Source organism: Rhizobium sp. RU33A (assembly GCF_900156055.1).
GTDB lineage: Bacteria > Pseudomonadota > Alphaproteobacteria > Rhizobiales > Rhizobiaceae > Allorhizobium.
The window spans coordinates 583,757-596,526 of the sequence record NZ_FTMQ01000002.1; the positions used below are offsets into that span (position 1 = coordinate 583,757).

General features: G+C 62.3%; 13 protein-coding genes. 9 read left to right on the plus strand and 4 right to left on the minus strand.

All coding sequences use genetic code 11. From position 1 onward, the window contains the following. Positions 1 to 75 precede the first annotated feature (75 nt). A complete protein-coding gene (locus BW978_RS08740; RefSeq protein WP_076394170.1) occupies positions 76 to 606 on the plus strand; it encodes a Twin-arginine translocation pathway signal in 531 nt (176 codons plus the stop codon). A gap of 98 nt (positions 607 to 704) precedes the next feature. After that, a complete protein-coding gene (locus BW978_RS08745) occupies positions 705 to 2,276 on the plus strand; it encodes a GMC family oxidoreductase (RefSeq protein ID WP_076394172.1) in 1,572 nt (523 codons plus the stop codon). A 77-nt stretch (positions 2,277 to 2,353) separates the two neighbouring features. Here the strand turns inward: BW978_RS08745 and BW978_RS08750 are convergent, their stop codons facing one another. From BW978_RS08750 to BW978_RS08760, 3 genes are all read right to left on the minus strand, one after another. Next, positions 2,354 to 3,556, minus strand: a complete 1,203-nt coding sequence (locus BW978_RS08750; protein WP_076394174.1) for a ceramide glucosyltransferase — start codon at positions 3,554 to 3,556, stop codon at positions 2,354 to 2,356. A gap of 81 nt (positions 3,557 to 3,637) precedes the next feature. Further along, positions 3,638 to 4,237, minus strand: a complete 600-nt coding sequence (locus BW978_RS08755; protein ID WP_083697539.1) for a DedA family protein — start codon at positions 4,235 to 4,237, stop codon at positions 3,638 to 3,640. Beyond that, entirely contained in the window at positions 4,234 to 4,593 is a 360-nt protein-coding gene (locus BW978_RS08760; protein ID WP_076394176.1) for a hypothetical protein, read from the minus strand. Before BW978_RS08760 ends, BW978_RS08755 begins: the two co-directional genes overlap by 4 nt. Positions 4,594 to 4,691: 98 nt before the next feature. Here BW978_RS08760 and ung point away from each other — a divergent pair, with 98 nt between their 5' ends. The 6 genes from ung (at position 4,692) to BW978_RS08790 (ending at position 10,342) form a co-directional block, all read left to right on the plus strand. Beyond that, positions 4,692 to 5,384 (plus strand): uracil-DNA glycosylase, encoded by a 693-nt coding sequence (gene ung / locus BW978_RS08765; protein WP_076394178.1) that lies wholly within the window; start codon positions 4,692 to 4,694, stop codon positions 5,382 to 5,384. A 151-nt stretch (positions 5,385 to 5,535) separates the two neighbouring features. Then, entirely contained in the window at positions 5,536 to 6,810 is a 1,275-nt protein-coding gene (locus tag BW978_RS08770) for an NAD(P)/FAD-dependent oxidoreductase (protein WP_076394179.1), read from the plus strand. A gap of 111 nt (positions 6,811 to 6,921) precedes the next feature. Continuing rightward, positions 6,922 to 8,349, plus strand: a complete 1,428-nt coding sequence (locus BW978_RS08775; protein WP_076394180.1) for an aldehyde dehydrogenase family protein — start codon at positions 6,922 to 6,924, stop codon at positions 8,347 to 8,349. A 262-nt stretch (positions 8,350 to 8,611) separates the two neighbouring features. Further along, on the plus strand, positions 8,612 to 9,010 hold the full coding sequence (locus BW978_RS08780) for a DUF1236 domain-containing protein (RefSeq protein WP_054148521.1): 399 nt from the start codon (positions 8,612 to 8,614) through the stop codon (positions 9,008 to 9,010). Between the two features lie 81 nt (positions 9,011 to 9,091). Beyond that, a complete protein-coding gene (locus BW978_RS08785; protein WP_076394181.1) occupies positions 9,092 to 9,466 on the plus strand; it encodes a hypothetical protein in 375 nt (124 codons plus the stop codon). A gap of 129 nt (positions 9,467 to 9,595) precedes the next feature. Beyond that, the gene (locus tag BW978_RS08790) at positions 9,596 to 10,342 is read left to right on the plus strand and encodes a metallophosphoesterase (RefSeq protein ID WP_175616861.1); all 747 of its coding nucleotides are present in this window, start codon (positions 9,596 to 9,598) and stop codon (positions 10,340 to 10,342) included. Positions 10,343 to 10,357: 15 nt separating this feature from the next. On the opposite strand, the gene BW978_RS08795 is transcribed toward BW978_RS08790, so the two are convergent. After that, complete coding sequence (locus BW978_RS08795; RefSeq protein ID WP_076394183.1) at positions 10,358 to 11,257, minus strand: DMT family transporter; 900 nt, start codon at positions 11,255 to 11,257, stop codon at positions 10,358 to 10,360. A gap of 214 nt (positions 11,258 to 11,471) precedes the next feature. On the opposite strand from BW978_RS08795, the gene BW978_RS08800 reads away from it, so the two are divergent. Then, positions 11,472 to 12,770: an adenylosuccinate synthase gene (locus tag BW978_RS08800; protein WP_069043514.1), complete on the plus strand. Its 1,299-nt coding sequence runs from the start codon at positions 11,472 to 11,474 to the stop codon at positions 12,768 to 12,770.

Genomic DNA, 12,770 nt, shown 5'->3' on the forward strand with positions numbered 1-12,770 from the left:
GGCGGGCGCGGCAGCGCGCCTTCCAAGGGTGACGGCAAAACGCCGTTGCGCATCATCTCATGGGAGGAGAATGACGTGGTTACGATACTCGACAAGACCGGGGGCATGTCCCGTCGCCAGCTTCTGAAGACCGGTGCGGCGAGTGCCGTGCTGATGATTACGGGCACTGCCGTAATCTGTCCCGACCAGGCCTGGGGCCTGGAGGCGACAGCCCTGAAGCCGGATACGCTCGCGACGCTCATCAAGATGGCGCGTGACGTCTACCCGCATGACCAGCTCGCCGAACGCTTCTATGCGGCAGCCGTCAAGGGGCAGGACACGATGGCGGGCAAGGACGAGAAGCACAAGGCGCTGATCGAGGACGGCATCGCCGATCTCGACAAACGCGCCGGTGCCGGCGGCTATCGCGGCCTTGGCTGGGAGGATGATCGCGTGGCGATCCTGCGCGACATCGAAACGACGCCCTTCTTCCAGGCGGTGCGCGGCGACCTCGTGGTCAGCCTCTATAACCAGAAGGAGATCTGGCCGATCTTCGGCTACGAGGGCGAGTCCTATTCCAAGGGCGGCTATATCGAGCGCGGGTTCGACGACATCACCTGGCTCTGAGCTACCCCAGACACGCATTCATCGTCGCCGGAAGGAGGCCCATCGCGGATGGGAACGGCGGCGCTTACCCAAATTGACCGATTTCCCGGGAGGAAAACATGGCAGCACCCTATGATCTCAACGACGACAGCGTGGTCGTCATCATCGGTTCCGGTGCAGGCGGCGGCACGCTCGCCAACGAGCTTGCCCAGAAGGGCATCGACGTGGTCGTGCTCGAAGCCGGTGCCCGCATCGAACATGAAGACTTCATTAACGACGAATGGGAGAGTTTCTCCCAGCTCGCCTGGCTCGACAACCGCACCACCGGTGGCGGCTGGAGAGTGTCCAAGGACTTCCCCAACCTGCCGGCCTGGATCGTCAAGGCCGTCGGCGGCACCACCACCCACTGGGCCGGTGCCTCGCTGCGAATCCAGGAGCACGAGTTCAAGACGCTCACCCATTACGGCAAGGTCGAGGGCGCCAATCTCCTCGACTGGCCGATCACACTCGCCGATCTCGAGCCTTACTATGCCAAGGCCGAAGACAAGATGGGCGTCACCCGTACCAATGGGATCGAGGGCCTGCCCGGCAACAACAACTTCAAGATCCTTAAGGCCGGCGCCGACAAGCTGGGTTACAAGGAGTGCCACACCGGCAACATGGCGATCAATTCGGCCGATCGCGATGACCGCATGAGCTGTCAGCAGACCGGCTTCTGCTTCCAGGGCTGCAAGTGGGGCGCAAAGTGGTCGACGCTCTACACGGAAATTCCGAAGGGCGAGGCGACCGGCAAGCTCGAAGTCCGGCCGAACTCGCATGTCGTCAAGATCGAGCATGATGACACGGGCAAGGTGACCGCCGTCGTCTATGCCGACAAGGATGGCAATCTCCAAAGCCAGAAGGCCCGCATCATCTGCGTTGCCGGCAATTCGATCGAAAGCCCGCGCCTGCTGCTCAACTCCGCTTCGTCGAAGTTCCCGGATGGCCTCGCCAACTCCTCCGGCCAGGTCGGCAAGAACTACATGCGTCATACGACCGGCTCGGTCTATGCCGTCTTCGACAAGCCGGTGCATTTCTATCGCGGCACGACCATGGCCGGGATCATCCAGGACGAGGCACGTCACGATCCGTCACGCGGCTTCGTCGGTGGCTATGAACTTGAGACGCTGGCGCTCGGCGTGCCCTTCATGGCGGCCTTCCTCGATCCGGGTGGCTGGGGCCGCTCGTTTGCCTCGGCCATGGACCAGTATGCCAATATGGCGGGTCTCTGGATCGTCGGCGAGGACATGCCGCAGGAGCAGAATGCCGTGAAGCTGCATGCCGAGCTCAAGGACAAATACGGCATGCCGATCCCGGACGTCTGGTTTACCGATCATCCGAATGACGAGGCGATGCGCAATCACGCCTACAAGCAGGGCGTGGCCCTCTATGAGGCGGTGGGTGCAACCCGTGCCTTCCCGACGCCGCCCTATCCGTCGACCCACAATCTCGGCACCAACCGCATGAGCGAGAAAGCCCAGGACGGTGTTGTCAACAAGTGGGGCCAGACCCACGACATCAGCAACCTTTTCGTCTCCGATGGCAGCCAGTTCACCACCGGAGCGGCCGAAAATCCGACCCTGACGATCGTCTCTCTTGCGATCCGCCAGGCGGATTACATCGCCGAGCAGATGGGCCAAGGCACCATCTGAGCGGCGGAACTACCTCCCTCTTGCGGGCAGCGATCGCGACGAGCGGTCCTGCCCGCTTTTTCGTGGAGTGCAGAGCTTCAGTGGCTGCGGGCGGCGACGAGTGCGCGGGCTTTCTCGCGTGCCTTGTTGCGGGTGCGGAGAACGGCCTCGCGGATGCGTGCGCTGCGGCTGTTGTCGTTGTCGGCGACCGTCATCGCATTGCCGCGCCATTCGAAACCGCTGCCGAACCATGCGGCGACGAAGAGAGCCGGCAAAAGCAGATCACGGGCGAGCATGGCCGGAACGATCCGCCAGCCGTTCGGCCAGCCATAGGTTCTGGCGAGCAGCACTTCTGCGCCATACCAGGCGGCAAGATAGGTGAGCGGGGCGAGAAGCGGCAGTGTTCCTGTCGCCGCGAGCGCAATCATGGCTGTCATTGGAAGGGCTGCGCCTGTCAGGATTTCCGGCAGGAAATAGAGCGGGAAAGAGGCGCGGCGCAGGCGCGCCCAGCGCAGCTGTCGCTTCCAGACGGCGGCGATATCCCGCTTGCCGAGCGGCTGCGGGAAGGGCTCGTGAACGATCCGGACCTTGAGGCCCGCATTGCGGATCAGCAGTGTTGCGGCGGCATCCTCGGCGACCTCGTCGCCCAGTCGCTCGAAACCACCGAGCTGCGTCATCACGTGACGGTTGAACAGCATCGATTTGCCCTGAGCAAAGCCGAAGCCACAGGCGTCGGCGAAGAGCTGCCAGCGGGCCTGGAAACTGTCGAGCCAGGCGCTTTCGAGAAGGGCGCCAGCGTTCTCCGGCTCGGTTCCCGCCGGTGGCGAGCAGACGAGGCCGGTCTGGCTGTCCCAGCGGGCGATCATGCGCTCGATGGTGTCTGCAGGCATCAGCACGTTGCTGTCGGTCATGACGATCCAGTCATGGCGGGCGGAGCGCCAGCCCTTGACCACGTTGTTCAGCTTGGGATTGGCGCTGAAGGGATCATCGCCAACGAGAAGTGTCGATGGGACGTCGGGATGCTCGGCCATCAGGCGACGGGCAAGGGATGCTGCCGGATCGTCGGCTCTCGCGACGCAAAAGAGAATTTCATAGGTCGGCCAATCGAGCCGGAAGGAGGATGCGAGGCAGCGCTCGAGATTGTTTTCCAGTCCACAGATCGGGCGGATGAGGGTGACCGGCGGGCGCGGCGTCGGCGCAGCCTCTCGGTTTTTTTGGCGCAGCTTGACGGAGAGGACGACGGCGATGCTTGCAAGCTGTGCGAGAAGCGCGATCGCGGCAAACCAGATCAGAAAAGTCATGGCGAGTCTCCGGATTTTGGTATCCGGTTAGCACCGCAGTGTGACAGTTCGGCGAAGCCTCGCCGGGTGCGCTATGCGGCTTCAGTCCTTGCTGCGGAGGGTGCGAAGCAGTTTGAAACCCAGGAATGCGGCGACGGCACCGGCCGCGAGGAAGCCGCTGATGCTGCCGCTGATTTCGGCAATCTCCGTGACACTCTCGCTGAAGGCCGCTCCGAGACCGGTATAGAGGCCGACCCAGACCATCTCTCCAAGGAGGCCTGCCAGCGTGAAGCGCGCCCAGGAAAAGCCTGAGGCTCCGGCCAGCAGGTTAAGATAGGGGCCGAGCGGGGAAAGCAGCCAGCGGGTGAGAAAGACGGCGAGATTGCCGCGTGCATCCATCTCGTGCTGCGCCCGCTCTATCGCTTTGCGGCGCGCCGGCTCGCGGCTGACGATCGGGACAAGGCGCTGTCCGGCGAGGCGCCCCAGCATGTAGCCGATCTGGTCTCCCGCCACGGCCGAGGCGAGTGCGACGGCAATGACATAAGCCAGCGTGAAGTCTCCGGCGGCCGCCAATGCGCCCATCAGCATCATGACGATCGAGGCGGGCAGCGGCGCGCCGAGGCAACTGATGCCGACGACCAGCGCAAGCAGCAGCAGGCCATAGGACGGCAGCGATGCGAGCAGCGTCTCGGTCAGGGTCATCTCGCAGGCCCCTGCCGGCGCAGTTCGGCAAGGGAGGCTTCTATCTCGGCCTTGAACTCTTCAAAGTCCTGGTCACGCTCTTCGGCCAGCCGCTCCAGTGAGGGGCGTGGGCCATCCTTTGGCGGCGGTGGCAGATCGAGGTCGCGGGCAAGCTTCTCAACCGGCACATGCCAGGAATGGGCGACATAGCCGATCGTCATCCAGGGCTCGGGCGGGAGGTCCTGGCGTGCGGGGTCGTTCCAGTAGGCCACGAAGAAGATCGTGCGCCCGGCGAAGAAGATTGCAAGCGCCATCGCCAGCAGGAAGGCAGAGGTCAGAATGCGCTGCCGGCGCCAGAGTTTCAGGAATGACTTCACGGTTCTCTTGTGTGCTCGGGTCGGGTTGAGGTTGACAGGTCCGGTTGCCGGCTCTCTATCGTCTTAAGGCATGTAAGCGAGAACGAGGAGCGGCGGCAATGGCGGAGGCGGGTGTCAGGCTCGAAGATAGCTGGAAAGCGGTGCTGGGAGACGAGTTTGAACAGCCGTATATGCGCAACCTCAAGGATTTCCTGCAGTCCGAAAAGGCTGCCGGCAAGCAGATCTTCCCCAAGGGGGCGGAGTATTTCCGCGCGCTCGATCTGACGCCGCTCGACGAAGTCCGGGTGGTGATCCTCGGCCAGGATCCCTATCACGGGGCAGGGCAGGCACACGGGCTCTGCTTCAGTGTCCAACCGGGTGTCCGCATCCCTCCTTCGCTCGTCAACATCTACAAGGAGCTGCAGAGCGATCTCGGCATTGCGCCGGCGCGGCACGGCTTCCTGGAGCACTGGGCGCAACAGGGCGTACTGCTTCTCAACAGCGTGCTGACGGTCGAGGAGGCGCGGGCTGCTTCCCATCAGGGGCAAGGCTGGGAGCGGTTTACCGATGCGGTGATCCGTGCCGTGAACGAGGACTGCGAGCATGTCGTCTTCATGCTGTGGGGTTCCTATGCGCAAAAGAAGGCTGACTTTGTCGATCGGTCCCGCCATCTGGTCTTGAAGGCGCCGCATCCCTCGCCGCTTTCGGCATATAACGGCTTTTTCGGCTGTCGGCATTTTTCGCAAGCCAATGAGTATCTTCTCTCCAAGGACAGAAACGCGATTGATTGGCAGTTGCCCAATGAGGCATGAGAATGTTCTGATGTTCTACCATCCATCACGGCTTAAGTAGTAATCCGTTATTCTACCTGTCGGTCAAAATACAGCCTGACGTTTATTGTGCGCTTTATTGCGGACGGGCAAATTGGCGCTGCTTTTTCAATCGTGTTCAGGTCTTCCCTTTATGCAGTCCGCAATTCCGGTTTCGTCCGTTTGGCGAAGGCCCGTTTCGCCGCTTGTTTGTCGCTGTGAAGAGGGCGATCTCGACCTTGTTATCATCGGTGCCGGGTATCAGGGTCTTTCGACAGCGCTGCATGCGGCGCGGGCCGGGCTTTCGGTTCAGGTCATCGAAGCCGGCGGGATCGGTGACGGTGCATCCGGGGTGAATGGCGGCCAGGTGATCCCGGGACTGAAGCAGGATCCGGAAACGCTGCTTGCGCTTTTCGGTGAAGGGACCGGTCGAAGGCTGATTGAGTTTTCGGCGCGGACAGCAGATTTTGTCTTCGATCTCATCGCCCGCGAAGGTCTCGACGTCGAGCATACGCGTTCCGGCTGGATCCAGGCGGCGCATACCGAGACCGCCATGCAGGCGGCCGCTCAGCGCAATCGGCAATGGCGGGCGCAAGGGGCGGATGTCGCGCTTCTCAATCCGGCAGAGATTGCGCTCCTGACCGGTGCCGAAGGTTATCGCGGCGGTTTTCTTGACCGTCGCGCCGGTGTCGTCAATCCGCGGGCGCTCTTGCATGAACTGGCGCGTGTCGCAACGGAAGCCGGCGCGGCGCTTGTTCTGAATGATGCCGCCATGTCGCTGCAGAGGGACGGAGCGTTCTGGCAAGTCACAACGCAATCCGGCCGCTCGTTCCGGGCGCCGAAAGTCCTTGTCGCGACCAACGCCTATTCCAAGGGGCTGGTCCCGAATCTTGCCCAGAGCCTCGTCTGGCTGCATTCCTTCCAGATTGCCACGGATCCGCTGCCGGCGGATTTCGATTTCGTCTTGCCAAGCGGACAGGCGGTCTCTGACAGCCGGCGGATCCTCGTCTATTATCGCCGCAGCGCAGACGGTCGTCTGGTGCTCGGTGGCCGAGGGGCAATGCGCGTGCCGCGTTCGAGCGACGACTGGCTGCATCTGGAGCGGGCCATGCTTCGGCTCTTTCCCATGCTTGGCTCGGTGCGGATCGAACAGCGCTGGTTCGGCCGTGTCGCGATGACGCCCGACCATCTGCCGCATCTTCATGAACCTCATCCGGGACTTCTGATGGCGGCCGGCTGCCAGGGGCGCGGCATCGGGCTAATGATGGCGCTCGGTCAGGCTCTCGCGCGGTATCTGGCCGAGGGGAGCCGCGAGGCACTGCCACTGCCGATGACGCCCGTGGTTCCCATTCCGCTGCATCGCTTCCGGCGTCTCGGTGTCGCTGCTCATCTTGCCTGGTATCGACTGCTCGATGGACTGGAACGCTGATCCCCGCATTCAGGTTGGGGAAAGCCTGATCACGCCGTCTTGCATGCTTGCCGTGATCCGGCATGTGACCAATAGTGCCAAACACCTTACTTTCACTCCGCTGGAGCCCGCATGTCCAACCATCTGAAGTTCTTCATAGACGGTGCGTGGGTCGATCCGCTGGAGCCTGCGGTTCTGGACGTAATCGATCCGTCCACCGAAGAGCCCTTTACGACGATCTCCATCGGCGGACGCGGCGATGTCGACCGCGCCGTGGCAGCCGCCCGAAAAGCCTTTGCCACTTTCTCGCTGACCGACCGGTCAGAGCGTCTGGCGCTTCTCGAACGCATCCTTGCTGTTTACAATGAGCGCTTCGACGACATTGCCCAGGCGGTCAGCCGTGAAATGGGGGCGCCGCTTACTTTCGCACGGGACTCTCAAGCCTGGGCCGGACGAGCGCATCTCGAGGCCACGATTGCCGCCTTCAAGAGCTTCGAATTCATGGAGCAGCGCGGCTCGACCCGCATCGTCAAGGAGCCGATCGGCGTCTGTGCGCTGATCACGCCCTGGAACTGGCCGCTCAACCAGATCGTCTGCAAGGTTGCGCCGGCTATTGCCGCCGGCTGCACCGTCGTGCTCAAGCCCTCGGAGATCGCGCCGGTCTCGGGGCTGATCTTTGCCGAGGTGATGGCGGCGGCTGGGACGCCTGATGGGGTGTTCAACCTGGTCAACGGCCGCGGCCCCGAAGTTGGTCAGGTGATGGCAGGCCATCCCGATGTTGACATGGTGTCGTTCACCGGTTCGACCCGCGCCGGCATCATCGTCGCCAAGACGGCGGCGGATACGGTAAAGCGTGTGGCGCAGGAACTGGGTGGCAAGTCGGCGAACATCATTCTTCCTGACGCCGATTTCGAAACTGCCGTGCGCAAGGGCGTGGAGGGCTGCTTCGGGAATTCGGGACAGTCCTGCGATGCGCCGACCCGGATGCTAGTCCCGGCCGATCGCCATGACGAGGCGCTGCATATCGCACGGGAAGCTGCGGACGCTCACACGGTTGGCGACCCGCTGGCCGATGATACTGTTCTCGGTCCTGTCGTCAGCGACGTTCAATACAACAAGATCCAGCGGCTGATCGAAGTGGGGATCGAAGAGGGCGCGCTGCTGGTCACTGGCGGTCCCGGGCGGCCAGAGGGTCTGAACCGCGGCTATTACATCCGTCCGACAGTTTTCGGCCATGTGACGCCGGATATGACGATCGCTCGCGAAGAGATCTTCGGCCCGGTGTTGTCGATCATGCCCTACGAGACGGAAGAGCAGGCAATCGAGATCGCCAACGACACCGTTTATGGCCTCGCTGCCTATGTTCAGTCGCAGGATATCGACCATGCGCGGCGGGTTGCAGGGCAGATGCGCGCGGGTTCCGTCTATCTAAACTATCCGGACTGGGACACGTCCGCGCCGTTTGGCGGCTACAAACAATCCGGCAATGGCCGGGAATATGCCGACTGGGGTATCCACGACTTTCTTGAGATCAAGGGCATCGTCGGCTGGGGCGCCTGAGCGGCTTTCCACATCAGCATGACGCCGCCTTTCCTGCTGCGAACGCGCCTTGGACCTCGTGAGTTTCTGCCCTGGATTACCTCGCAGGCGGCTGCTGTCTAACTGCCACCTGCAGTCAATGTTGCCTCAGTTGTTATCTCTTTGCCTAATTTCTGCCAATTTTTCCAAAGGCTTGCAGTAGAGCCTTAGGACAGGTGCGCGGAACAATTTCGCGTGAAGTCCGTTCTTTCCGTCAATGGCAGTCAACGGAAAGGATCAAGTCATGAATACGAAGATTATCGCTCTTGGCGCAGTCGTACTTGGTGCCGTCGCTTCTCCTGTCCTGGCGCAGGAAGGTACGGTCACAGGTGCTGCCGGTGGTGCTGTGACCGGTGCCATTGTCGGCGGTCCCGTTGGTGCCGCCGTGGGTGGCGTCGTCGGCGCCATTGCCGGCACCGCAGTCGCCCCGCCGCCGGACCGGGTTGTCACCTATGTCCAGCAGCAGCCGGTCCCGGCCCAGCCGGTCGTGATCGAGCGGCAGGTGGTCGTTGGTGAACCTCTTCCGCAGGAAGTCGTCCTGACGACGATCCCCGAGGATCCGACTTACGCCTATGCCGTGGTCAACAACCAGCGCGTCATCGTCGACCCGCAGACTTACGTCGTCGTCGGCGTCGTCCAGTAAGCGCCGATTCCCAGCCTTATAAATAAGCAAGCTATCGGCCGGCCGCGCAGCGGTCGGTCGCTCAAACCAGGAGGAAATACCATGGACCAACGTCCTGATCCCCGCCTCGACCAGCGTCCGCACGTCACCCAGCAGACCACTTCTGGCGGCGGCGCGACCTGGGGCATCGCAGTCCTGCTGATCGTGGTGATCGCAGCCGGCGCATACTTCGTCTTCGGTGGCAATGACACTGCCGAAACGCCTGCTACGCCCGCCACGGAAAGCAGCGCGCCCGCAGCTCCGCCGGCCGATGCTCCGGCCGCTCCGTCGGCTGACACGACTACGCCGCCTGCCGGTTCTGCAACGCCCCCGGCTGCTGATCCGGTTACCCCGCCGGCCGCAACCGATCCGGCTCCGGCCGCACCTGCTCCGACCGGTGGTGCCACCGATACGCCGCCGGCGACCACAACACCTTAATCGGTGTGCCAATGCACTGAGAGGCCGGCCCCTTTGGGGGCTGGCCTTTTTCGTGCCGATACGCTTTTCTCTGGACGCGTGCAGCGCAGCGACAGGACAGGAGAACGTCCAATGGGTGATGAGGGGCTCATGAGCACTGACACAGGTCGCGCACCACGTCTCGTCATCGATCCTTCCGACTATCCGGCTGTCTACGCAATCGGTGACGTGCATGGCTGTCTCGATGCGCTTCTGGAGCTGGAAGACATGATCCGCGAGGACGCGCAGTCGATCGAGGGGCGCAAGCTGATCGTGATGCTCGGCGACTATGTCGATCGTGGCCCGAAATCCGCTGCCGTCCTCTATCATCTCACCGCGTCGCCGCCCTCAGGCTTCGAACGCATTTGCCTGCGCGGCAATCACGACGATGCCTTCCTCGCCTTTCTCGACGGTGATCCGGCCGGTGACTGGGTGCTCGACCATGGTGCGGAGACGACCTTGGCCTCCTATGGGGTCGAGGTAGACGGCTTCAACCTGCCTGCGGGCCGATTTGCATTACGCGAGGCCATTAGGAATGCAGTTCCCAGCAGCCATGTGGCGTTTCTCCGCTCGCTGCCGGTGCTGCTCACCATGGGTACGGATGTCTTCGCCCATGCCGGTCTAAAGCCGGGACGACCGCTTTCCGAGCAGACCGATGACGATCTCATGTGGATCAGGCGATCCTTCCTCGATCTCGGTCCTGGCCTGCCTGTGCGTGTCTTTCACGGGCATACGCCGATGCGGGAAGCCCATGTCGGTCCGGATCGGGTCAGTCTCGACACGCATTGCTATCGCAGCGGGCGGCTGACAGCGGCGCGTGTTGTTGCTGGAGACGTGACAATCCTCTCGGTCGGCTAACCTTGCTTGAGCTTGTCAGCGCGGAGCCTTGTCAGGGGCAGGCTTGCCCCATTCGGCGATGGCGATGCCGCCGAGAACGAGAACCAGCGCCACGACATGGAAGACTTCCAGCTTTTCGCCGAGAATGGTGACCGATAGCAGCGTGCCGAAGACCGGCACGAGATTGATGAAGAGGCCGGCGCGGTTGGCGCCGATGCCTTCGACGCCCTTGATGTAGAGGATCTGGGAGATCAACGAGGGGAACAGCCCGGCATAGAGTATGATCAGCCAGCCGCGTGTATCGGGCAGGATGAGTTCGCCTCGGCCCGCTTCCCACCAGAGAAGCGGCAGACAGGTAACGGCGGCGGCGAGTGCCGGCACCGCCATCAGGCTCTTCCAGTGGACGGGCGGCTTCCAGCGTAAAGACACGGTGTAGATGGCGTAAGCGATGCCGGCAAACAGCATCAGCAGATCGCCATAATTCAGCGTTAGGGTGAGCAAGGTCTGGAGATCGCCATGGGAGGCGGTGACGGCAGCCCCTATGAAGCTGATCATGAAGCCCAGGATCTGGACCGCGGAGACGGCAATGCGAAACAGCAGGAAGTTGATGACGAAGATCAGGACCGGGATGGCGCCTTGTTCGATCGCGCCATTCACGGCGCTCGTATACTTGAGCGCCGTGTAAAGGAAGCCGTTGAAGGCGGCATAGCCCACCGCGCCGTAGAAGATCAGAAGCTTCCAGTTGGCTTTCAGGACCTCCCAGTCCTTGCGGATCTGCGGGATTGCAATCGATGCGATGACAAGGGTCGCGAGCGCCCAGCGGCCAAAGCTCAGAACCATCGGGCTCACATGACCAAGTGCGAGCTTGCCGGCGATGGTGTTGCCGCCCCAGAGCAGAGTGGTGATGACGAGAAACGTGTAAGCGCGAATGGGCAAAGGCGGCTCTTCCCTGCATGCGGAGGCCGCTGCCGAACCCGTCTCCTCCCGGTCCGTCACGGCGCGAATTGCCTCCGAAATAGGCGAGGGGGGGTGGTTTGTCACGTAAAAAGCCAAATCGCCCGTCAAGACGGGTCGATTTCCCAAAAACAACACAGTATAGATGCGCGGGTTTGGGTAGGCGCAGGCACTGCGCAATATACAGGATTATGTGATGACGAATGTCGTGGTGATTGGTTCGCAATGGGGTGACGAGGGCAAGGGCAAGATTGTCGACTGGCTCTCCGAACGTGCGGACATCGTGGTCCGCTTCCAGGGCGGACACAATGCCGGCCACACGCTCGTCATTGACGGCGTTTCCTACAAGCTGTCCCTGCTTCCCTCGGGCGTCGTGCGTCCCGGCAAGAAGGCCGTCATCGGCAACGGCGTCGTCGTCGACCCGCACGCGCTGATCGCCGAAATCGGCCGCCTAAAGGATCAGGGCGTCGAGGTCACGCCGGACAATCTGCGCATCGCCGAAAACGCCACGCTGATTCTCTCGCTGCACCGCGAACTGGACGGCATGCGCGAAGATGCGGCCTCCAACAGCGGCACCAAGATTGGTACGACACGCCGCGGCATCGGCCCGGCCTATGAGGACAAGGTCGGTCGTCGCGCGATCCGCGTCATGGATCTTGCCGATCTCGATGCGCTGGAAGGCAAGGTCGAACGTATTTTGACCCATCACAACGCGCTGCGTCGCGGTTTCGGCGTTGCCGAAATCGAGCACAAGACGATCATGGAGGAACTGACCTCGATCGCCGATCGCGTTCTGCCGTTCATGGATTCGGTCTGGGTGCTGCTCGACAAGGAGCGCCGCAAGGGCTCGCGCATCCTGTTCGAAGGTGCTCAGGGCTCCCTGCTCGACATCGATCACGGCACCTATCCCTTCGTCACCTCGTCAAACACCGTCGCCGGTCAGGCCGCGGCCGGTTCCGGCATGGGCCCGGGCTCGCTCGGCTATATCCTGGGCATCACCAAGGCCTACACCACGCGTGTCGGTGAAGGTCCGTTCCCGACCGAGTTGCATGACGAGATCGGCCAGTTCCTCGGTGAGAAGGGGCATGAGTTCGGCACCGTCACGGGCCGCAAGCGCCGTTGTGGCTGGTTCGACGCGGCGCTCGTGCGCCAGTCGGTCGCCACCAATGGAATCACCGGTATTGCATTGACCAAACTCGACGTTCTGGATGGTCTTGAAGAGCTGAAGATCTGCGTCGGCTACAAGCTGGACGGTCAGGAAATCGACTATCTGCCGGCAGCGCAGGCTGCCCAGGCGCGTGTCGAGCCGATCTACATCACGCTTGAAGGCTGGAAGGAATCGACCGTCGGAGCCCGGAAATGGGCGGATCTGCCGGCTCAGGCGATCAAATATGTCCGTCAGGTCGAAGAACTGATCGGTGCGCCGGTCGCACTTCTGTCGACAAGTCCGGAACGGGACGACACCATACTTGTGACGGACCCCTTCGAGGATTAA